This is a genomic window from Paraburkholderia acidiphila (assembly GCF_009789655.1).
Lineage (GTDB): Bacteria > Pseudomonadota > Gammaproteobacteria > Burkholderiales > Burkholderiaceae > Paraburkholderia > Paraburkholderia acidiphila.
Genome location: NZ_CP046910.1, coordinates 1,810,819 through 1,831,355 on the forward strand (window position 1 = coordinate 1,810,819; position 20,537 = coordinate 1,831,355).

The 20,537-nt window shown below is 65.0% G+C and carries 18 protein-coding genes; 5 read left to right on the plus strand and 13 right to left on the minus strand.

The window, feature by feature from the left end:
- Positions 1 to 3 precede the first annotated feature (3 nt).
- The 4 genes from FAZ97_RS22560 to FAZ97_RS22575 are packed head-to-tail and all read right to left on the minus strand — an operon-like array spanning position 4 to position 4,059.
- On the minus strand, positions 4 to 336 hold the full coding sequence (locus FAZ97_RS22560) for a UxaA family hydrolase (RefSeq protein ID WP_158760616.1): 333 nt from the start codon (positions 334 to 336) through the stop codon (positions 4 to 6).
- Positions 337 to 351: 15 nt separating this feature from the next.
- Positions 352 to 1,392, minus strand: a complete 1,041-nt coding sequence (locus FAZ97_RS22565; RefSeq protein WP_158760617.1) for an ABC transporter permease — start codon at positions 1,390 to 1,392, stop codon at positions 352 to 354.
- Entirely contained in the window at positions 1,382 to 2,980 is a 1,599-nt protein-coding gene (locus FAZ97_RS22570; protein ID WP_158760618.1) for a sugar ABC transporter ATP-binding protein, read from the minus strand. The genes FAZ97_RS22565 and FAZ97_RS22570 overlap by 11 nt, the downstream gene beginning before the upstream one ends.
- A complete protein-coding gene (locus FAZ97_RS22575) occupies positions 2,977 to 4,059 on the minus strand; it encodes a sugar ABC transporter substrate-binding protein (RefSeq protein WP_158760619.1) in 1,083 nt (360 codons plus the stop codon). Before FAZ97_RS22575 ends, FAZ97_RS22570 begins: the two co-directional genes overlap by 4 nt.
- A 278-nt stretch (positions 4,060 to 4,337) precedes the next feature.
- On the opposite strand from FAZ97_RS22575, the gene FAZ97_RS22580 reads away from it, so the two are divergent.
- Positions 4,338 to 5,144 carry an IclR family transcriptional regulator gene (locus FAZ97_RS22580; RefSeq protein ID WP_158761043.1) on the plus strand — a complete coding sequence of 269 codons (807 nt, stop codon included), beginning with the start codon at positions 4,338 to 4,340 and terminating at the stop codon, positions 5,142 to 5,144.
- A 31-nt stretch (positions 5,145 to 5,175) separates the two neighbouring features.
- Here the strand turns inward: FAZ97_RS22580 and FAZ97_RS22585 are convergent, their stop codons facing one another.
- A complete protein-coding gene (locus FAZ97_RS22585; protein ID WP_158760620.1) occupies positions 5,176 to 7,173 on the minus strand; it encodes an O-linked N-acetylglucosamine transferase, SPINDLY family protein in 1,998 nt (665 codons plus the stop codon).
- A gap of 224 nt (positions 7,174 to 7,397) precedes the next feature.
- On the opposite strand from FAZ97_RS22585, the gene FAZ97_RS22590 reads away from it, so the two are divergent.
- The gene (locus FAZ97_RS22590) at positions 7,398 to 7,943 is read left to right on the plus strand and encodes a hypothetical protein (protein ID WP_158760621.1); all 546 of its coding nucleotides are present in this window, start codon (positions 7,398 to 7,400) and stop codon (positions 7,941 to 7,943) included.
- A 9-nt stretch (positions 7,944 to 7,952) separates the two neighbouring features.
- Here the strand turns inward: FAZ97_RS22590 and FAZ97_RS22595 are convergent, their stop codons facing one another.
- The 4 genes from FAZ97_RS22595 to FAZ97_RS22610 all read right to left on the minus strand — a co-directional run bounded on the left by FAZ97_RS22595 (position 7,953) and on the right by FAZ97_RS22610 (position 13,369).
- Positions 7,953 to 10,316 (minus strand): bifunctional acetate--CoA ligase family protein/GNAT family N-acetyltransferase, encoded by a 2,364-nt coding sequence (locus FAZ97_RS22595; protein ID WP_158760622.1) that lies wholly within the window; start codon positions 10,314 to 10,316, stop codon positions 7,953 to 7,955.
- Between the two features lie 237 nt (positions 10,317 to 10,553).
- Positions 10,554 to 12,155: a peptide chain release factor 3 gene (locus FAZ97_RS22600; RefSeq protein ID WP_158760623.1), complete on the minus strand. Its 1,602-nt coding sequence runs from the start codon at positions 12,153 to 12,155 to the stop codon at positions 10,554 to 10,556.
- Positions 12,156 to 12,742: 587 nt separating this feature from the next.
- Complete coding sequence (locus FAZ97_RS22605; RefSeq protein ID WP_158760624.1) at positions 12,743 to 13,036, minus strand: H-NS histone family protein; 294 nt, start codon at positions 13,034 to 13,036, stop codon at positions 12,743 to 12,745.
- 105 nt (positions 13,037 to 13,141) lie between these two features.
- Complete coding sequence (locus tag FAZ97_RS22610; RefSeq protein WP_158760625.1) at positions 13,142 to 13,369, minus strand: hypothetical protein; 228 nt, start codon at positions 13,367 to 13,369, stop codon at positions 13,142 to 13,144.
- A 384-nt stretch (positions 13,370 to 13,753) separates the two neighbouring features.
- Here FAZ97_RS22610 and FAZ97_RS22615 point away from each other — a divergent pair, with 384 nt between their 5' ends.
- Positions 13,754 to 15,016 (plus strand): helix-turn-helix transcriptional regulator, encoded by a 1,263-nt coding sequence (locus FAZ97_RS22615; RefSeq protein ID WP_158760626.1) that lies wholly within the window; start codon positions 13,754 to 13,756, stop codon positions 15,014 to 15,016.
- 16 nt (positions 15,017 to 15,032) lie between these two features.
- Here FAZ97_RS22615 and FAZ97_RS22620 read toward each other — a convergent pair whose 3' ends face one another.
- Both FAZ97_RS22620 and FAZ97_RS22625 read right to left on the minus strand, forming a co-directional pair.
- A complete protein-coding gene (locus FAZ97_RS22620) occupies positions 15,033 to 15,314 on the minus strand; it encodes a hypothetical protein (protein WP_158760627.1) in 282 nt (93 codons plus the stop codon).
- Between the two features lie 96 nt (positions 15,315 to 15,410).
- Positions 15,411 to 15,989 (minus strand): BON domain-containing protein, encoded by a 579-nt coding sequence (locus FAZ97_RS22625; RefSeq protein ID WP_407671828.1) that lies wholly within the window; start codon positions 15,987 to 15,989, stop codon positions 15,411 to 15,413.
- A gap of 175 nt (positions 15,990 to 16,164) precedes the next feature.
- Here FAZ97_RS22625 and FAZ97_RS22630 point away from each other — a divergent pair, with 175 nt between their 5' ends.
- Positions 16,165 to 17,565 carry a GntP family permease gene (locus FAZ97_RS22630; RefSeq protein WP_158760628.1) on the plus strand — a complete coding sequence of 467 codons (1,401 nt, stop codon included), beginning with the start codon at positions 16,165 to 16,167 and terminating at the stop codon, positions 17,563 to 17,565.
- 94 nt (positions 17,566 to 17,659) lie between these two features.
- Here FAZ97_RS22630 and FAZ97_RS22635 read toward each other — a convergent pair whose 3' ends face one another.
- Positions 17,660 to 18,448 carry a maleate cis-trans isomerase family protein gene (locus FAZ97_RS22635; RefSeq protein WP_158760629.1) on the minus strand — a complete coding sequence of 263 codons (789 nt, stop codon included), beginning with the start codon at positions 18,446 to 18,448 and terminating at the stop codon, positions 17,660 to 17,662.
- Positions 18,449 to 18,504: 56 nt separating this feature from the next.
- Entirely contained in the window at positions 18,505 to 18,852 is a 348-nt protein-coding gene (locus FAZ97_RS22640) for a RidA family protein (protein WP_158760630.1), read from the minus strand.
- 215 nt (positions 18,853 to 19,067) lie between these two features.
- Here FAZ97_RS22640 and FAZ97_RS22645 point away from each other — a divergent pair, with 215 nt between their 5' ends.
- Positions 19,068 to 20,312 (plus strand): D-amino acid dehydrogenase, encoded by a 1,245-nt coding sequence (locus FAZ97_RS22645; RefSeq protein WP_158760631.1) that lies wholly within the window; start codon positions 19,068 to 19,070, stop codon positions 20,310 to 20,312.
- Positions 20,313 to 20,537 lie beyond the last annotated feature (225 nt).

Sequence of the window (20,537 nt, forward strand, 5' to 3'; positions counted from 1 at the left end):
GAGTCACGACTGATGCGGCACGAACTCGTGCCCTGCGTCGTGCGTATAGGTCGGCAGATAATCGCTTTCCAGGTTGTGCGTGTGCAGATGCTCGCCACGCGCCACCGGTTCGTTCACGTGGCCGATGCGCGCGCCGTAGCGCAGCACTTTCTCATCTTTCGCAAGCGCGCGGCGCGCCACCTTGTGACCGAGTTCGATCGTCTTCGCGAGCGTCACGCGCTCGCCTTCTATCTCGACCGTCTCGCCCTGCGTCAAGCGCGCTGCCGCGATCAGGCAGTTGTCCTCAGGCGCGAGCAGGATGAGGCGGGCGTCCGTATGGAGTGCGTTGCTGTTCACAGAGAGTCTCCGCCTTTAGTTCTGTGCCTCGCCGCCCGCGAGCCGCGCCACCATCAGCGAGCCGAGGATGATCGCCCCGTAAATCGCCTGGATCCAGAACGACGGGACCTGGGCGAGCGTGAGCAGGTTCTGCACCACGCCGAGCAGCAGCACGCCCGAGAGCGCACCGAGCATCGTGCCCTTGCCGCCATCGAGCGAAATGCCGCCAATCACCGCCGCCGCGAACACCGTGAAGATCATGCCGTTGCCCTGATTCGCGTTGATCGCGCCCACGTAGCCGGTGACGATCAAGCCGCCAATCGCGGCAAGCACGCTGCCGAGCACGAATACGCCCCACGTGATGCGCTCCACGCGAATGCCGGCGGCGCGCGCCGCATCGGGATTGCCGCCGATCGCATAGAGGGCGCGGCCCACGCGGTGATAGCGCAGCATGAACGCGGCGAGCGCAAATGCGGCGGCGGCGAGCCACACGGAAACCGGCAGGCCGAGCACGATAGTCGTGGCGAGCGCGAAGAACGACGACGGCATGTCGAACAGCGTGCCGCCTTTCGTTGCGCCCACCAGCATGCCGCGCAGCACGATCAGCATGGCGAGTGTCACGATGAACGCGTTCAGCCGCAGCCGCACGACAAGAAAGCCGTTGATGAAACCGATCAGCGCGCCCACCAGCACGATGGCGGCGAGCCCGACGAACGCAGGCCACTGCGTACCGAACCCCGCCGAAGCGGCCGGCATGACGAGCATCGCGCCAACGGCGGGCGCAATGCCCACGGTCGATTCGAGCGAGAGATCGAACTTGCCCGTGAGCACGATGAGCGATTCGGCGAGCACGACGAGCGCGAGCGCAGCGGAGGCGCCGAGCACGCTGATGAGATTGGCGCGCGTGAGAAAGCTCGGGCTCACGAAACCGCCGATCACGAGCAACAACACCAGCGCGGGCAGCAGCGCGAAATCGCGCAGGCGCGCCAGTTCGATGCGGGGACGTACACCGCGAGCGTTCGCGGCCGCATTGGCCTGCGCCGTCGCGAACGCGGGCGTCGAAACACTATTCTTCATGGAGATCGACTCCTTCAATCGATGCGATCAGTTCGTGGTCCTGCCATCCGGCCGCCATCTCGGCGACCACCTCGCCGCGAAACATCACGAGCACGCGGTCGCAAGTGCGCAAGTCATCGAGTTCGCTCGACACCACGAGCACGGCCTTGCCTTCGTCGCGCACGCGGTCCACGACGGAGAGCAGCGCTTCCTTCGATTTCACGTCCACGCCCGCCGTGGGGTCGATGAGGACGAGAACATCAGGATTGCTTGCCAATGCGCGCGCCATCACCACCTTTTGCTGGTTGCCGCCGGAGAGACCCGATACCACGTGGTCCGGACCTTGCGCGACGATGCCGAGCGACTCGATCATGCGCTTGCCGAATGCCTGTTTCTTCGCCGGCGGCGCGAAACCGAAGCGCCCCAACAAGCCCGCGATCGCCATGGAAGCGTTCTCGGCCACCGACTGCGTGAGCACGAGCCCTTCGTGGTGGCGGTCCTTCGGCACGCAACCGACGCCGCTCGCAAGCGCCGCGGGCACGTCGCCGGGCTTGAGCGGCGCGCCTTTCACGCGAATCTCGCCCGAGCGCTGCGCCGCGAGTCCCGCTATCGCCTCGCCTACGCTCGTGCGGCCGCTGCTCGTCGCGCCCGTGAGTCCCACGACTTCACCACGCTTCAGCGTGAACGACACGTCGTGATAGTCGCGGCCCGTGAGTCCGCGCACTTCCAGCGCGAGCGGCGCATTGGCGGGCAGCGCTGCGCGCGCTGCCGCATCCGCGACGTTCAGGCCGCCGCGTTCGCCCGTCATGGCTTCGATGAGCTTCTCGCGCGGCAATTCGGCCACGCTCGCACTCACGATATGACGCGCGTCGCGCAGCACCGTGACGGCCTGGCAAATCTCGTACACCTCCTGCAAATGGTGCGAGATGAACAGGAACGTCACGCCTTCGCGCTGCAATTCGTCGATGCGCCGGAAGAGGCGCTTGATTTCCTCGCCATCGAGCTGCGCGGTCGGTTCGTCGAGGATGATGAAACGCGCGCCATACGAAAGCGCACGCGCGATCTCCACGAGCTGGCGCGCTTCGACCGTGAGGTCGCCTGCGCGCGCGTCCTCGCGCACGTCGATGCGCCAGTGGTCGAGCAGCGCTCGCGCGTCGCGGCGCATGGTCCGCCAGTCGATCACGCCGCGCCGCCCGGGCTGGCGATTGATGAAGAGATTCTCCGCGACCGTGAGATCGCGAATGATGGTCGAGTGCTGATACACGCAGGCCACGCGCTCGCGCCAGGCGTCGCGGTCGGCGAGCGCGGGCGCGCTCTCGCCGTTGAAACGCACACTGCCTTCGTCGGGCTTGCGCAGACCGGTGAGGATCGACACGAGCGTGGACTTGCCCGCGCCGTTGCGGCCCACCAGCGCGTGCGACTCGCCCGCCATCACGCGCAGGCTCACGTCGGCGAGCGCCGCGGTGGAGCCATAACGCTTCGTCACGCCGCGCGCCTCGACCACAGGCGCGAGAGCCCGCGCAGCCGCCTCGCGGCTGCCCACGGATAGCGCGCCGCCCCACGGCGGCGCGCTATCCGCTACAGCCCGATCGCTCGTTCGATCGTTCATTTGACGGTGTTGCCCCACAGGTTCTTGTCGTCGACGTTCTTTTTCGTCACGAGCGGCGCCGGCAGCTGGTCTTCGAGAATGCCGGACTGCAGCTGGATGATGGTGCTGTCGTGATCGGTCTTGCCCGGCTTGAACGTCTTGCCCTCCAGCGCGGCCTTGATGTAGTAGAGGCCGTACTTCGCGTAGAGGTCGGCGGGCTGCGAAACCGTTGCATCGATCTCGCCCTTGCGGATTGCTTCGAACTCCTGCGGAATGCCGTCATTCGAAACGATCACGATGTGCTTCGGATCGCCCGCGGGAACGAGCAATTGCTTGCGGCGCAACGTTTGCAGCGTGGGCGAGAGATACACGCCGCCCGCCTGCATGTAGATGCCTTTCACGTCGGGGTTCGCGGTCAGCAGGCTGTCCAGCGCGCTCGCCGCCACGTCGCCCTTCCAGGCAGCCGGAATTTCGAGCAGCGACAGATTCGGATAATTCTTCAGACACGCGCGGAACGCTTCCGAACGGTCGCGCCCGTTCACCGAGGCGAGGTCCCCCATGATCTGCACGACCTTGCCCGACTTCACATGCTCGCCAATGTATTTGCAGGCCTGCTCGCCGTAGGCGCGATTGTCGGCGCGCACAACCATGGCGACGTTGCCCTGCGTGGGCGCGACGTCCACGGCCACGACTTTCACGTCCTTCTGGGCGGCATTGCCGAGCGCACGGCTAATCGCGGCCGAATCGATCGGCCCGACCACGATGCCTTTCGCGCCCAGATTGATCATGTTGTTCATGTCCGTGATCTGCTGGGCGGGATCGTTGTTCGAGTTCACGGGCGCGAGAATGTCGATGCCGTCCTGCTTCGCGTAAGCGCCGAGGTAGTTGTTGTATGACTGCCAGAACGGCGAAGTCAGAAGCGGCAGACCGAGGCCGACCTTGCCGAGTTCGGCTGCGTTGACCGCGCTCGACGCGCCGAACGCCGCGGCGCAGGCCGCTGCGATACAAAGCGACTTTGTGGCGGCGCGAGCGAAGGCGCCGCGCGTGTGGTGGATTGCGGTGGAGCGGCGGGCCTTCAAGAGCCCGGATGCGAACGCCATGTGTGTCTCCTTCTGGATCGATCGCGGCACCTCGGTGCCCGAGACGATCGATCTCTCGTTTGTTGAATGACATGTGTTCGCCGCGCCCACGTGGAATGCTCGAAGCGCCGGCGACCCGTTGCAACTGCCTCTTCCTTACCTGACGACACTGGCGTTTGTTCACCAGTGAACGTATTATTCATATACGCACATCACAAGGTCAAGTGATGTGCAGTGCAGCATGGGTCCGTGATTTCCCTGGGGACGATCGAATGGAAAAGAACGCGAAAAAAAGCCAGATGGACAACGTGCCCGAAGAAGCCGAAGAGAAAGACGACGCCGATCGCTATCGCGCGCCCGCGCTGGACAAGGGGCTCGACATCCTCGAACTGCTCGCGGAACAGCGCGCCGGCCTCACACGCGCCGAGATCACGAAGGCGCTAGGGCGCAATGCGAGCGAGATTTACCGCATGCTCGAGCGGCTGGTGGCGCGCCAGTATGTGATCCGCTCGGAAGGCGGCGACCGCTACGCGCTGAGCCTGAAGCTCTTTGCGCTCGCGCACCGTCACCCGCCCATGGAGCGTCTTATCTCGGAAGCACTGCCGCTCATGCAGCGCTTCGCCGACGAAGCCGAGCAGTCCTGCCATCTCACCGTGTACGACCGCGGCAACCTGCTGGTGATCGCGCAGGTGGACGGGCCGGGCACGTGGGGCATTGCGGTGCGGCTGGGTTCGCGCGTGGGCCTCGTCGACACGAGTTCGGGCCGTACCCTGCTCGCGTGGCAAACGCCGGAGCAGCGCGCGCACATGCTCGCGGAACATACGAAGGTGAAGGGCGAAGTGGCGATCGATCACGCGGCGCTGGAAGCCGCGTGCGAGCAGGTGCGCGAGGCGGGCTTCTCGCGCAAGGACAGCCAGCAGATTTTCGGCGTGACGGACGTGACGTTTCCGGTGCTCGGGCCTTCGGGTCAGGCGATCGCGGCGCTGACCTGCCCGTTCCTCAAACGCATCGACGACTACGTCGCGCCCTCGCTCGACGAGGCCACGCAGATGCTGAGCGCGACCGTGCAGACCTTGTCGATGTTTCGCGAGGACGGCGCAGCGTAACCGTCAGTCCCGTGCGTTCAGGCGAACCGCGTCACGCCTGCCGCACGATCACGGGCGTCCGTTCGCCCGCTTCCGCTTTTACGCCGTGCGCCTCCCGCTCCACGATCGCCATGCAGAGACGCTCGAGGTCGCGCGTGAATCGCGCCGTGTCGAACAATGGCGACGTGCTGCGCGCGGACGCGAGCTTTTCGCGCACCCGCGTGCGCCATGCCGCGTCGGTCGCGAGGCCGAGCGCGATCTGGAAGTACGCGTCGAGATCGTGCGCGACGAGCTCGGAGAGCCCCACCGCGTGCAGCAGACTCATCCCCACGCGGCCCGCGAACAACGTGCCCGGCGCCGTCACCATCGGCACGCCGGCCCAGAGCGCGTCGCTGCCCGTGGTATGCGAACCGACCGGGAGCGTGTCGAGCGCAAGGTCCGCGAGCGGCAGGCGCGCGAGGTGCGCGTCCTGCGACACGCGCGGCGCGAAGATCACGCGCGCGGGTTCGACGCCTTGCGTCTCGTAAAAGCTGCGCAGGTTCACCTTTGCTCGCTCCGAGCCCGGATCGAGCAGCCAGAGCACGCTGCCCGGCGTGGCCTTGAGCAGGCGCGCCCACAGCGCCGACATCGGCGCGTTGAACTTGAAGGTCTGGTTGAAGCTGCAAAACACGAAGCCCGTTTCGGGCAAGCCCGCTTGCGCGCGCGAGGGCGCTGTCGCGCTCTGGCGGCGATGATCGACGGGTTGGTAGCACTGCGGCATCAGCGCCAGCGTCTCGCTGTACTGCAAGGCTGAGTCGGGCGGTGTGACGATGGCGTCGGAGATGAGGTAGTCGGCCAGCCGCGCGTGGCCGAGCGAGCCGGGATAGCCGAGCCAGCTCGCGATCACGGGCGCGGGCCGCAGGGCCGTGATGCCGAGCCGTGCGCCCGTTGTGTAGCCTTTCAGGTCGACGAGCAAGTGAATACCGTCGCGCACGATCTGAGCGGCGCCCTGCGCGTCGGACAGCGCGCCGATGTCGTGCCACGTGCCCGGCACATGCGCGAAGCGCGCGCGAGTCGCGGCGTCGGGGTCGGGCCCGTACGAGTACAGGTGAACGTCGAAGCGCGTGGCGTCGTGCAGTTCGAGCACGCCCGCCAGCAGGCGCAGCGTGGCGTGATCGTAAAAGTCGGCCGACAGATAGCCGATGCGCAGCCGCTCTCCCTCTTTGCAGCGTGCAAGCGCAGCGGCGAGCCCCGCGCCGCGCGCCACGAGCGGCGCAGCCGCCAGTTCGCCGCGCCAGCGGCTCTGCGCGAAGCGCAATCCCGCTTCGCGATGCAGCTGCGGCGTGAGCGCCGGGATGCCGAGCAGGCACCAGGGCGTGAGGTTGTCCGCCGTGCCCGCCGACACCATGGCGAGCGCCGCCGCGTCGATCTCCGCGAGCTGTTGCCAATGCGCCTCGCGGCGGCGTACGAATTGCGCGGCCTCCCAGCGCCCGCCCCGGCAATAGGCTTCATCGGCTTCGTCAATGCGGTTCAGACGCTCCAGCAAACCGCCGTAGCACTGCCAGAGATGCGGCGCGTTCGGCGCGAGCGTGAGCGCTTGCTTGAGGTTTGCCTCGGCGGCTTCGAGCTGGCCGGCGTCCTGCTGAAGCATCGCGAGATTGCTGTAGGCGAGCGCGTAGCTGGCGTCCGTCGCAATGGCCTCGCGATAGCAGGCCTCCGCTTGCGGCAGCGCGTTGCGCTTCTTGAGCAGATTGCCGAGATTGCTGAACACGCGCGCCTCGCGCACGCCCGCACCGATCGCGGCGCGATACGCTTCGATCGCCTCGCCGTCGCGGCCTTGCCATAGCAGCGCCCATGCGAGATCGCGCCGGCACGGCCCGCTTTCGCGCTGGGCGAGCGACGCGCGCAACCAGTGCTCGGCCGCCTCGAACTGCGACTGCCGCGCAAGCGTCACGCCGAGTTGATGGAGCGCTTCGGCATGATGCGGGTCCTGCGCGAGGATCTCGCGAAAGAGCGCTTCGGCGAAGCTGTATTTTTCGTCGTTCAGGTGCCCGATGCCGCGTTGAAGCAAAGCCTCCGGGCGCGAATCGGCTTGAGATGAGGGGCGCGATGAGTTCATCCGGCGATGATAGGGAGCGCCGTCGCCCGAGGAAATCGGACACGTCCTACATGTGCACCGCGCGCGCATGCCTGTCCATCCCGCGCAAATGCAAGGCCGCCACGCAAAACGGTTAGAATGGCGGCCCTCTCAAAAAACCCGTGCGCCTTGCAAGGCGTCCGCGCATTCGAAAACCCATGGCGAAACTCCTGACCGATCAAGAATTCCAGCGCTTTTCCGAGCTTCAGCAGAAACAGGCGAGCTTCACGATCACGCCCGAAGAAGCCGACGAGCTGCGCGACATCGTCGCGCGCGCGCAGAAAAAGCGCGACGACCGCGCCGACGCGATGAAGACCGTCGAAACCGCCATCGCGCAATTCGAGATCGCTCCCGAGGAGCTGTTCACGGCCGAGCAGATCGCCGAAGCCGCGCGCAATTTCGGCCTGATTCCGGCCACGCGCAAGGAGCGCGTGCTGCCGCCTTCGCTCACGTTCAACGGCAAGACGCATCAGTGGACCACGCGCGCGCTGCCCGACGAAATCCGCACGCCGCTGTTCGAAGCGTTCCAGGGCGGCCAGTCGGTCAAGGCGTTCATCGCCACGCCCAAGGACGCCGCGCGCTGCGCCGCGACCATCGCGCGGCTGGAGAAGGAAACCGGCGCGCAGTACGGCGAGCCTTGGCTCGAAGAGCTTGCGCTCACGCGCGGCCAGATCGACGACGCGCTCGCGAAGCTCGCCGCCTGACGTTGCCGCTCAGTCGAGCGGCATGCGAAAACCGACCACGCCCGGGTCTTCCGTGGGCGTGACGGTAAAGCCGCAGGCGCGCGCGAGGCCGATCATCGGCGCGTTCTCGCGCAGCGCCTCGCCGAGCAGCCAGTGCGTGCCGCGCGAGCGCACGTAGTCGATGATGCGCGCCATCAGCAAACGGCCCAGGCCGCCGCGCTTGAGATTCGACAGGATCGCGACCGCGAATTCGGCGGTCTCGTTATCCGGGTCGGCCACCGCACGCACCACACCCAGCGTGCGCGGCTGGCCGTCTTCACCCTGCACGACCGCGATGAGCGCCATCTCGCGGTCGTAGTCGATCTGCGTCATGCGCGCGAGCTGCGTGTGATCGAAGCTGCGCACCGCCGAAAAGAAACGCAGGCGCAAATCGTCGGGCGTCATCGATTCGACGAAGGTGCGGTGCATGGCCTCGTCTTCGGGACGGATCGGCCGGATCGTGAGGCGCTCGCCGTGCCAGTCGAGCGTTTCTTCCAGCCGCCGCGGATACGGCATGATCGCGAAACGGCTGCGCTTTTCCGCGAACTGCAAGCAGGGCGCGACAACCACGACCGCCTCGGGCAGCACACGCAGCGTCAGACGCATGCCCACGATCTCCCGCACCTCGCACACGAACTGGGACAGCTCGGTAAGCGCGGCCAGCGTCGGCTCGGGCGCCGTATAGCGCGCATACGGCGAGTGCGCGACGATGTCGCGAGAGAGCACGGGATTGAGCGGCGGCAGGCTATAGACGCGCAGCGGCGGCGAAAAATCGTCCGGCGAAGGCGCGGCGAAACGAAACACCGGGCCGAAGTTGTCGTCGTCGCGAAACTCCACCGACACGTCCACCACCGGCTTCACGCCCGGCTCGTCCTGCGCCTGCGTGACGAGCCCGAACAAGGCCAGCAATTTGCCCGCCTCCTCTCCTTTCAGTTCCGTGCGCCCGGCAGCCAGCGCCGCGCGCGCCTTGCCTTGCGCGGCCTCGATCGCGGCCGGCCCCTGGGCGGGCATCGTTTCGGGCGTCTGCATCAATAGCTCGCGGCCCAGCCGGTAATCGACGAGACGCGCAAACGCGCGCGCCAGACGCCGCGGCGTGGTGTGCACCGGAATGCCGTGCGCGTGCAACTCGTCGCGCGTTGTTTCGTCCACGCCGCCAAAGAAGCACGCGAGCATGCCGCGATACGCATAGCGCTGCTGCTCGATCAGCGTGCGCGCCACCGCGTCCACGGGCGCGCTGTGAGTGGGCGCGTGCACGACGAACGCCGTGCCGCTCGAGCGGTGCGTGGCGAGCGTTTGCAGCGCGAGGCCGAAATGTTCGGGCTTCGCGGTGTCGCCGAGCACGAGCGGATTGCCCGCCTGCGCGTGCGGCAGCGCGGCCTGGACGGCCGCGCGCGCTTCGTCATCCCAGCGCGCGAGCGTGTCACCGGCCTTCATGAAGGCGTCGCGCGCAAGCGCAGCCACACCGCGGTCGCTCGTAATGAGCGTGGCCGTGTCGCTCGCGGCCACGCGGCCCACGCCGAGCGTTTCGATTTCGTCGAGCAGGTCGTCGAGCGTGTCGACACGCACGAGCCCCGCGCGCCGGAACGCCGCCGTATAGAGCGCGTCGCCCTTGTCGTCGCGGCCGCTGCGCAGCGCGAGCACGGGCTTGTTGCGCGCCGCCGCGCGCGCCGCCGACATGAACTTGCGCGCCGCGCGGATCGTGTCCACTTCGAGCAGGATGGCGCGCGTGCCCGGGTCGCTCGCGAGATAGTCGAGCACGTCGCCCACGTCGACGTCGGCTTCGTCGCCGAGTGCGATCACGTGCGAGAAGCCGAGACCTCGCGGCGCGGCCCAGCGCAGCACGGCGTTGGTGAGGGCGTTGGATTGCGACACCCACGCCACGCCGCCCTTGCGCGCAATCGATGCCGCCGCGCCCAGTTGCGCGTTGAGCGCGGGCGTGAGCGCGCCCAGGCTGCCGGGACCGACGATGCGCAGCAGATGCGGGCGCGCCGCCGCCAGCGCATGGCGCAGGTCGGCTTGATCGGCCTCGTCGCGCACCTCGCCGACGATGATCGCCGCGCGCGTGCCCATGCCGCCGAGGCGATGCACGAGCGCGGGCCACGTGGCGGGCCGCGTGCAGATGATGGCGACGCCGGGCGCTTCGGGCAGATCGCCTGCGTCGGCGAGCACGGGGCGGCCGTCGAAGGCTTCGAAGTCGCCCGCATGGCGCGGATTGACCGCCCATAGCGGGCTCGTGAAGCCGCCGTCGATCAGGCGCCGCCACACCATGCTGCCGATGCTGCCGGGGCGCTGCGACGCGCCGATCACGGCCACGGATTTCGGCTGGAACACCGCATCGAGATTGCGTACGGTCACAGGCACTCCTCGTCGGTCGGACAGGCGCTGGCCAATCAGGCGAGCGCCGGTTTGTCGTCGTTTATCGTTACGAGAAGAGGATAGGGCAAGCGCGCAGGCGATGCGCGCATTTCGCCCGGCGCAGGTGAGCGCGGACGCGGCGGCATGGCGTCGCACGCCGCCTTGGGCGTGTGACACGACGATGCGCGAGAAGGAACTTCGCTTGTTTGAGAACGCGGCGCGAGCGCGCCGCGTGCTTTACATCGACTTGCGGAACGGCGCGCCCGAATGCTCGCGCAGCTCGTTGAACACGATCTTCGGCCAGGCCTTTTGCGCGACCTCGATTTCGGAGACATGCGAGGCGAGGTACGTCGGCGCGTTCGAGGCGTCGTAGGCCATGCGGGCCTCGTACGAATCGGTGAAGCGGCGCAGCTCTGCGGGATCGTCGCAGGTCACCCAGCGCGAGAGACGATAGCGCGCGGGCATCAGACGCACGGCAACCTTGTACTCGGCCGCGAGGCGGTGCGACACCACTTCGAACTGCAGTTGGCCGACCGCGCCCAGAATGGTTGCGCCGCCGTGGATCGGGCGGAACACCTGGATCGCGCCCTCTTCGCCAAGCTGCTTGAGCGCTTCGCCCAGTTGCTTCGCGCGCATCGGGTCGACCACTTCGATGGTCTGGAAGATTTCCGGCGCGAAGAACGGCAGACCCGTGAATTGCAGGTCTTCGCCTTCGGTCAGTGTGTCGCCGAGGCTCAGCGTGCCATGGTTAGGAATACCGATGATGTCGCCAGGGTACGCCTCGGCCACGGTTTCACGGCGCTGCGACAGGAAGCTCACCACGTTGTTCGCGCGGAAGGTCTTGTTGTTGCGCGTCACCTTCAACTGCATGCCGCGCTCGAAGTGACCCGAGCACACGCGGATGAACGCCACGCGGTCGCGGTGCGCGAGGTCCATGTTGGCCTGCACCTTGAACACGACGCCAGTGAATTTGCTTTCTTCAGGCGAGACCGGGCGCTGCACGGCCATGCGCGGCGACGGCGGCGGCGCGAGATCGACCAGCGCGTCGAGAATTTCCTTCACGCCGAAGTTGTTGATCGCCGAGCCGAACAGCACCGGCGACTGCTCGCCCGCGAGGAAGGCGTCGCGATCGAACGTGGGCGTCGCGCCCGTGATCAGCTCGACTTCTTCCTTGGTGCGCTTCCAGTGATAGCCGAAGCGGGCTTCGCCTTCTTCTTCGCTGATGTTCTGCAGCGTTTCCACCGCTCCGCCAAGCGACTCCTGACCCGCGCGGAACACGCGCACCTGGTCGCGCTGAATGTCGTACACGCCCTGGAACTCCTTGCCCATGCCGATGGGCCAGGTGAACGGCACGGCGGCCACACCCAGGTGCTGCTCGATTTCGTCGAGCAGGTCGAGCGGCTCGCGCACTTCGCGGTCGAGCTTGTTGATGAACGTGAGAATCGGCGTCTTGCGGCTGCGGCAGACTTCGAGCAGCTTGAGCGTCTGCGCTTCCACGCCGTTCGCGCCGTCGATCACCATCACGGCCGCATCGACCGCCGTCAGCACACGATAGGTATCTTCCGAGAAGTCCTCGTGGCCCGGGGTGTCGAGCAGATTGATGACGGCGTCGCCGTACTCGAACTGCATGACCGAGCTCGCGACCGAAATGCCGCGCTGCTTTTCGATCTCCATCCAGTCGGAGGTCGCGAAGCGGCCGCTCTTCTTGCCCTTCACGGTACCGGCGATCTGGATCGCGCCCGAAAACAGCAGCAGTTTTTCGGTGAGCGTGGTCTTGCCCGCGTCCGGGTGAGAAATGACCGCGAACGTGCGGCGGCGTCTGAGTTCGGCTACTGACATGGATAGGGCGGGTATCACAGATGAATTCGGGCAACCGGGCCGCGCGGCGGGGGTTGCGGCGAGCGCGGCGGCGCTTGCGGGCGCGTTTTCAAGCAACGCTTGCGGCACAGACGGCGGCCCTGTGCGGACCGCGACGCGCGGCAAATAGCACGAGCGATCGGGAATGTCCCGCGGATGCCCGCGCAAAAAAGCGAAAAGGCGCCGGGACCGAATGATACACGGCATTCGTCCCGCCGACTAAAGGTTTGATGGGGTTCGAACAGGATAGACGTGCAGGTTGGCGCCGCGCGGCCAAAGGTGAGCTTTTACAGGACCTCGGTGCGAACGCGCCGTCAACACCATCATGCGCCCGGCACGCTCGCGAAGCGCCACCCCGTTTTTGCGAAATTTCCCTTTCGCGTCAGACGTGCGCCCGTTGCGTGCGCGTCCGGGTCCTGCTCATTGCGGCATGACGCTGCGCGCGGGGGGAATGCGTGAGGTGAGCATTTTCGGGAGGCTTGAAGCGGGGCGGCTCTCACGCCGGGTGCTTCGTGCACGCCGGCGTACCCGCCTGGATGGACCCGCCGAGAATCGACGTTATCGGCCCGTTATTCCTTGATGAGGAAGCGCTCGCGGTTCTTGCCTGCCAGCCAGCCCGGCGCGCGGCCACGGCCGCTCCAGGTCTCGCCGGTCTTCGGGTTCATGTAGCGGGCCGGCAGCGCCTTCTTGCGCGCGGGGCCCGCACGCCGGCTCGCGAAGCCCAGTTCTTCCGCGGTGATGTCGTATTCCGCGATCTTTTCCTTGATCTCGGCGATCGCCTGCTCAATTTCCTTTTCACGCGCCGCAGCCACTTCCTTATGAAGCTTCTCCAGCTGGGCGGTCAGTTGCTTGTAGCTCGGCATGAAACGTCATCTCCAGTTCGGTCACGAGAATGCCATTGTGACCGGTTTGGAGCGCGAGCGACTGCGCAGGGTTGCTTTTTTACAAAACTGCCGCAAACGTTGGCGTTAGCGCTCGCGTTGCTGCAGCGATTCGTGCGACAGACGGCTTTCGAGCGCGAGCAGCGCTTCGTTGAGCCGCTTCACACGCAGCATCTGCGAAGGCACGAGGTTCGCGCTGGAAACCGATTCGAGCCGGCCGCGCCAATAAGAGAGCGGAATACGGTCGCGCCCGGAGAGCCGCCCGATGATGTGTTCGAGATGCTCAATGTCCTTTTCGAGTTGGTGATGATTCATCGCTGCCCCCGGTAATGACAAGTTTTATCGAGCGCGCACAAATAGCGCGCACTCACTTTCGTCGCATCGCCGCTTTTCCGCACGCAGCGGATAATCGGTCAGTTTGATAATCGCGCTTTGCGGCCGCACTCAATGCGCGCCGCTGCGGATTTACGGCTTTTGTTCGTACCGTCAGACCAGAATAAGGCCAGCGCGGCCGGCGAACCGTTGGATACCGCACGGAATTTCAACGCCCGCTCATCCACGCTGACGGTTGTATCCGCATCCATATCGGAAAGCAGATTAACGGGGGGTATTGCATCTGTATATTCCTCAATTGTGGAACGCTATGCGGAGCGCATTTTGCTGCCGATAGTCTTTCACAATGCGAACTACGAGAATGGCGTGAGAACAAACGAATCACAATACGATCGCCTGCTGCACCTTATTTACGACACACTCGATAATCCTTGCGCCTGGAAGGATTTTTGCGCGCAATTGCGCGAAACGACGGGCATGGCGTCGATTCATCTGTTTGCCTTTGAACGGCAGCGCGATCTTTTTTCGTGGAGCGACGGTTTCGCACTCTCCGGCGCGGAGCCGCTGGAGCGCATTCGGCCGCTCTATCGCGACGACGCACGTCTTGCATGGCTGCGTGCTTTCCCGGCAGGCAAGTGGCTCCATTGCGGCGTGGAGTTCGACTGCGCAGAAGGCGACTGTGCACCCGGCTTCGAACTCGGTCCGCTCGAGGAAGGCCATCACTGCGTGGCGCTATGCAAGCTGATCGAACAGCACGGCCTGACGGTCATGCTCGCGTGCAGCGCGGGCGCTGTGGACGGCCCGCTCCCGGGCGAGCACCGCGAACTGCTCGAGCGGCTCACGCCGCACCTCGTGCGCGCGGTGCGCCTTTACGTGCGCCGCTTTATCTTGAACGTAGACACGCTTGCAAACCGCTCACGCCCGCCAGCCATGCTCGTGAGCGCGCTGGGCGAGGTGCTCCACAGCAATGAGCCCGCGCAGCGGCTCCTGAAAGCGACCTCGCTCGTGCGGGTGCGCGGGCGGCGGCTCACGCTCGCGGCGCCCCATCACGCGCGCCTGCTCGAGGACATCGCCGTGAGCGAGGCGAGGCTGCGCAGCCGCGCAAGCGGCGCGCGGGCGGCAGCGGCGCGCTTTCGCGCGCTGCGCATCGTCGGCGCTGTAGACGGGGCGGCCGCGGCGCATGCGCTCGACGGCGACACTTCAACGGACCCGCACGGGCAGCCCCATGACGAGCCGGGCCGTGCGCAAGCCTCGGTGAAGCCGGCTGCGAGCCAGCAAGAGGTGCTCTATGCGTTCTATAACGTGGTGACGGCCGACGACGCCTCGGCTTCGGAATTACGCGCCTTCGCGGCGCTGACCTTTTATCACCCGCGATCCGCGCCGCTAGTCGACGAGCGCGTGCTCGCCACGGCATTCGACCTCTCGCCGGCCGAATGCCGTATCGCGCTGTTGCTCGCGGAGGGTCTCACGCAAAAGGAAATCGCCGCACACGTGGGCGTGCAGCACGACACCGTGCGCAAACAATTGCAATCGATCTTTCAGAAGACGGCGACGCGCCGCCAGCCTGACCTGCTGCGCCTTTTGTTGAATCTGCCGGCGCGAGGCACAAGCGCCGGCGCCGAGGGCTGAGCGGCGCACGCGAGGTTTATTGCGCCTTGCGGCAAGCGAATACGAGCGTGTAGTTGCCGTTATCGGTCGAGGTCGACACGGTGTCGTAGCCCGCGCCGGCGCAACGGGCACGCGCCTGCTGCGCGCAGGAATCGCGATCGCCCGAGGCCGGGCATTGGACCTGGACCGTCGGACGGCCGTCCGACAGGAACAGCGGCGGCCCGCTGCTGCACGCAGCGAGCCCTGCGATCAAGGTCAACGCGCCTGCCGCGAACGGCAATCTGCGCAAACGGAACAACGGCGAACCTGGAAGAGTCATTTGGAGCACCCGATGGGCTTCTAGTTTTTCGACGTTGCGATTGTGCCATGCCGCGAGCCGTGTGCGATGCATCACGCGAGCCCAACCTGGGCCCACTCAAGGCGCGGTCGAGAGCGTCTTGTAAGGCAACGCGCCACGCGGGTCCGAACTCACTCGCACGAAGACCTGCTCGACGTCGGGAATCCCGGCGAGCCTGCGCTCCAGCGCCGCGCTGTCGAATCCTGGACCCACGCAGCCTTCCGCGTAGACGAAACGGCGCTGCACCGTGATCCAGATGCTCGTGCCCGCAAACAGGGCGTCGCCTTGCAGTTGCTGACGAATCGCCGCCGCAATGTCGGCGTCGTAGAGATACGAGTTCGGCTTCGAGCACTTGTGCGCGAGCCAGCACGTTGTGCCGCGCTCCACGCGATAGTGGGCGTCGTCGTCGGCCTCGGCTTTCGTCATCAGCGGGCCGAGCGGCTGCGGGCAGGCGCCGATCGCATTCGATAGCGCGAAGAACGGGTCGTTGTACCAGTTCTTGCGTTGGGCATCCGCGGGGTTCGGCGCGTTCGAGGCAGGTGTGGCGGTTGCAGCTTGCGACTGCGCCGATGCAGCGCACGCCCAAATGCCCGCCAAAGCCCCCACGCAGGCAAGCGCCACCGCAAGCCGCGCTGTCCGCGCGCTTTGGCCTCTCATCCCGATTCCACTCATCGGCTATCACCTCCCTGGCTCGCTCCTGCGCAACGATAGGACCGCGCGGCCACCCTCGCAATAACGAGACACATCCATTCGCTACAATCGCTGCGACGCACCAAGGCCGTGCCGCATTAAAAACCGCATCGCGCAACACGATCGATCCGCAGGAGACTCCATGTCGTTTGTTATCGTTCTCGCCGCCCTCGCGTTCCTCATGCTCGCCGCGTATCGCGGCTACAGCGTGATTCTCTTCGCGCCCATCGCCGCGCTCGCCGCGGTCCTCCTCACCGAACCCGCCGCTGTCGCGCCCGTCTTTTCGGGCATCTTCATGGAAAAGATGGTGGGCTTCGTGAAGCTCTACTTTCCCGTGTTCCTGCTCGGCGCGGTATTTGGCAAGGTGATCGAACTATCCGGGTTTTCCGAAGCGATCGTGCACGCCGCCATCCGCTATATCGGCCGTTCGCGCGCCAACGCCGTGATCGTGGCCGTGTGCGCGCTGCTTACGTACGGCGGCGTTTCGCTCTTCGTGGTGGTGTTCGCCGTCTACCCGTTCGCCGCCGAACTCTATCGCCAAAGCGATATTCCCAAGCGCCTGATGCCCGGCGCCATCGCGCTCGGCGCATTTTCGTTCACGATGGATTCGCTGCCCGGCACGCCGCAAATTCAGAACATCATTCCGACCACGTTCTTCAAGACGACGGCATGGGCCGCGCCCGCGCTTGGTGTGATCGGTTCGCTTTTCATCATCGTGGTGGGCCTCTCGTACCTCGAATGGCGTCGCCGCGGCGCAATGGCGAAGGGCGAAGGCTACGGCACCTCGCTCGTGAACGAACCCGAGCACGTGAAGACCGAACACCTGCCCAACCCGGTGCTGGCCGTCGCGCCGCTCGTGCTGGTGGGGGTGGCGAACTTCCTGCTCACGCACTGGATTCCCGTCTGGTACGGCGACACCGTGACCGTGCCGCCCGAAGTGCTGCCCGGCATTCATACGCCGGTTACGGCCACGGTCAAACAGGTCGTGGCGATCTGGGCGGTTCAGGGCGCGCTGCTCGCCGGCATCGTGCTCGTGCTCATTACGGCGTTCGGCCGCGTGAAAAACCGCTTTGCGGACGGCACGAAGGCGGCCGTCGCCGGGGCGCTGCTGGCCTCGATGAATACCGCCTCCGAATACGGCTTCGGCGGTGTGATTGCGGCGCTGCCCGGCTTCATCGTCGTGAGCGATGCGCTCAAGAGCATTCCGAATCCGCTCGTCAACGCCGCCGTTTCGGTGAGCGCGCTTGCGGGTATCACGGGGTCGGCATCGGGCGGCATGAGCATCGCGCTCGCGGCCATGTCGGATCTCTTCATCAAGAGCGCGCAGGCCGCGCATATTCCGATGGAAGTGCTGCACCGCGTGGTGGCCATGGCGAGCGGCGGCATGGACACGCTGCCGCACAATGGTGCGGTCATCACGCTACTTGCGGTCACGGGACTCACGCACCGCCAGTCGTATCGGGACATCTTTGCGGTGACGGTGATCAAGACGTTGGCGGTCTTCTTCGTTATCGCTGTGTACTACGCGACGGGTATTGTTTGAGGTGACGGGCTTGCCCGGTTGCAAAGTGACGAACGGGAGGGCCGGCTAACCAGCCAGCCCCACCCGCAGCGTGGATCGACGAAGAGAGCGACAACTACTGCTCGACGCTTTGCACCGTGAATAGCCGTCCGAACTGAGGCAATTCGTCCTTCACGCCGCCCAGCCGCAAGGCGTGCCACGCCATGGCATGGTTGCTGGACGTCACCGGCTTGCCCAACTCGCGTTCAATTGCGGCGACCTGATCCGCCAATCGAACCGAGGTGCAGGAGACAAACACCGCATCGACGTCGTCGTGCCGGCCGAGTTCAAGTACCGCGTTGCGAACCGACTGCGCGTCGATGCGCGCGACCTCGTTGTCGTCGGAATGCTCAAACGAACCCATTCGTACGATGTTCATGCCGCGAGCGCTCAGGTAGTCCTTCATGGACTCGGTAATCTCGCGCATATAAGGAGTCAGGAGCGCGACCCGGCTTGCGCCCAACGAATTGAGCGCGACCCGGGCAGCCGTAATGGGCGTCGTGCACGCAGCATTGGGCCGGGACTCCCTGATTCGCTCCATGACGTGACCTTCGCCGAGCACCATCGATGCCGACGTGCAGCCGAACGCGACGACGTCGAGCCGCTCGCCGGGGCGGATGACGGCAACGCCCGGCGCAATCAGGCTATCCATCTCTCTAAGCGTCGCCGGCGTGATTTCCGCCGAATTCATAATTCGACTTTCGTAGAATCCCACGCCTTCGACGGCGAGCAGCTTGCGCCATTCGTATTCGATGGTGTGATCGGTCGCGAGAACGACCAGACCGATTGCGGCGCGACGTGAAATCCCGTCGTCGAGGGTGAAGTCGAGCTTCACATAGCGCCCTGCTGTTTCAAGGGTTTCCATTCTGTGCCTGCCCCTTCAACGTTTTCGGCTCATGCTGACACCGGGTTAAGTGGCGCTCAGACTGCGGCGATGACTCCGATTTCGACGGTGTACTGCGGGAAGGCAAGCCTGGATTCGACACATGCACGAGCAGGCGCCTCGCCTTCTGGCACCCACGCGTCCCACACGGCATTCATGTCGTTGAACGTCTTGTAGTCGGCGAGCCAGATGCTTGCGGTAAGCACTCGGGTTTTGTCCGAGCCTACCTGCTGCAGCAGGCGGTCGATCTTCGCGAGAATCTGTTCGGTCTGCCCCTTCACGTCCTGGCTCGGGTCGTCGGCAACCTGCCCGGCAAGGAATGCGAAACCACCATAGACAACAGCCTGACTCATTCGCTTACCACTTTCGTAACGCTTGATTTGCATGAGTTCCTCCGTCTCGTCATGTGAAGTCCTGCACATAGACTAGCCCACATCACACACAATTGTCGACACTTTTATCGACACATCTAGGTAGATTCCCCGGTAATCGATCGCCCTCGTTGCGTTTCTTTTTTGTTGGTAATATACATTTGTGTCGACACTTCGAGCGCGACGGCTGCTCGACGCGAAGTCATTCAATCTTTGAGATCGAGGGCATCATGAGGGTAATCGTGCTTGGCGGTGGCGTAGTCGGCGTGACCACCGCATACCAGTTGCAAGCGGACGGGCATGACGTGACGGTCATTGACAGGCAGCCCGTGGTCGCCGGCGAAACCAGCTGGGGGAACGCCGGCATGGTTGCGCCAGGACACTCATTCGTCTGGTCCTCGCCGAAAGCGCCCATGATTCTTCTCAAGTCGCTCGTACTCAAGGACCAGGCGCTGCGCTTCAAGTTCTCTGCCGACCCGAGGCTGTACAGCTGGTCATGGCGCTTCCTGATGGAGTGCAACGCCGAAAAGGCACGGCGCAATACGCTGCTGAAACATCGGCTCGCCGCTTATTCGCAGTCCGTCCTTCAGGACGTCATCAAGACTGAATCCGTGAGCTACGACCGCAACGACAGGGGAATCCTTTACTTCCATCGAAGCCAGGAGGCACTGGAGCGTGGCGTCGCGCAGATGAAGCTGCTCGAGTCGGACGGTCAAATTATCAAGGTATTGACGCGTGAGGAAGTGATCGCCCTTGACCCGTCGCTCTCGTCAGCGAAGGACGGCATTGTCGGCGCAATACATTGCCCAACAGACGAAACGGGCGACCCGGCGAAGTTCACGCGCGCACTGGCTGATATTGTGGTCTCCCGAGGCGCCACGATTCTGAACAGCACGAACATCGAAGCGCTGGAGGTGTCGGGCGGCGAGATTTCAGGCGTGCGCACGGACAAGGGCATTGTGAAAGGCGATGCGTACGTGCTGGCCCTGGGCAGCTATAGCCCGATTCTTGCGCGGCGCATTGGGATCAATCTGCCAATCTACCCGGTCAAGGGCTACTCGCTCACTATCCCGATTGAAGGGCATGCTCAGCCGCCCAATGTAGCGGCTGTCGACGAACACAACCTGGTTGCCATCTCGAGATTTGGAGACCGGATTCGCGTTACCGCGACTGCGGAGTTTGCGGGGTATGACACCGCACACAGGCCATCAGACTTCGCGTTCATGAAGCGAGTGACGCAGGAACTCTATCCCGACGGGGGCAATTACGAACGCGCGGAAATGTGGGCAGGGCTGCGGCCAATGACGCCCAACAACTTGCCATTCTTTGGTCAGCGGAAATATAGCAATCTCTATCTGAACACCGGTCACGGTCACATCGGCTGGACGATGTCTCATGGCTCGGCGCGTATCACCGCCGACCTGATTGCGGGCCGTACGCCGCAAATCCCGATGGAAGGTCTTGTTTCTCGATGACCTGTGCCGTCTCGAATCGTGCACGCGCAAGTCCATCGCGTGTCCTTAATATTGCGTCCGCCGTCCAGCAAGCGATAGCGGGCGGCGCGTGTTGTAGACTACAGTATTGCCTACATTTTCGGGCAGCACGCCTCGCGTAGAACGCCTATCGCGCGACGCAAAGCCCATCGAGGGCGAGAGGCTCCTGGAGAGAAATAGAAGTAGCGTAATGCATTAGAAAGGGAA

What these genes read in the sequence shown, in the direction of transcription:
- FAZ97_RS22565 (WP_158760617.1), bottom strand. Translation starts at nt 1,392, where the DNA reads ATGAAGAATAGTGTTTCGACGCCCGCGTTCGCGACGGCGCAGGCCAAT.
- FAZ97_RS22640 (WP_158760630.1), bottom strand. Translation starts at nt 18,852, where the DNA reads ATGCAAATCAAGCGTTACGAAAGTGGTAAGCGAATGAGTCAGGCTGTT.
- FAZ97_RS22570 (WP_158760618.1), bottom strand. Translation starts at nt 2,980, where the DNA reads ATGAACGATCGAACGAGCGATCGGGCTGTAGCGGATAGCGCGCCGCCG.
- FAZ97_RS22635 (WP_158760629.1), bottom strand. Translation starts at nt 18,448, where the DNA reads ATGGAAACCCTTGAAACAGCAGGGCGCTATGTGAAGCTCGACTTCACC.
- FAZ97_RS22605 (WP_158760624.1), bottom strand. Translation starts at nt 13,036, where the DNA reads ATGCCGAGCTACAAGCAACTGACCGCCCAGCTGGAGAAGCTTCATAAG.
- FAZ97_RS22590 (WP_158760621.1), top strand. Translation starts at nt 7,398, where the DNA reads ATGGCGAAACTCCTGACCGATCAAGAATTCCAGCGCTTTTCCGAGCTT.
- FAZ97_RS22600 (WP_158760623.1), bottom strand. Translation starts at nt 12,155, where the DNA reads ATGTCAGTAGCCGAACTCAGACGCCGCCGCACGTTCGCGGTCATTTCT.
- FAZ97_RS22625 (WP_407671828.1), bottom strand. Translation starts at nt 15,989, where the DNA reads ATGAGAGGCCAAAGCGCGCGGACAGCGCGGCTTGCGGTGGCGCTTGCC.
- FAZ97_RS22610 (WP_158760625.1), bottom strand. Translation starts at nt 13,369, where the DNA reads ATGAATCATCACCAACTCGAAAAGGACATTGAGCATCTCGAACACATC.
- FAZ97_RS22580 (WP_158761043.1), top strand. Translation starts at nt 4,338, where the DNA reads ATGGACAACGTGCCCGAAGAAGCCGAAGAGAAAGACGACGCCGATCGC.
- FAZ97_RS22645 (WP_158760631.1), top strand. Translation starts at nt 19,068, where the DNA reads ATGAGGGTAATCGTGCTTGGCGGTGGCGTAGTCGGCGTGACCACCGCA.
- FAZ97_RS22620 (WP_158760627.1), bottom strand. Translation starts at nt 15,314, where the DNA reads ATGACTCTTCCAGGTTCGCCGTTGTTCCGTTTGCGCAGATTGCCGTTC.
- FAZ97_RS22630 (WP_158760628.1), top strand. Translation starts at nt 16,165, where the DNA reads ATGTCGTTTGTTATCGTTCTCGCCGCCCTCGCGTTCCTCATGCTCGCC.
- FAZ97_RS22575 (WP_158760619.1), bottom strand. Translation starts at nt 4,059, where the DNA reads ATGGCGTTCGCATCCGGGCTCTTGAAGGCCCGCCGCTCCACCGCAATC.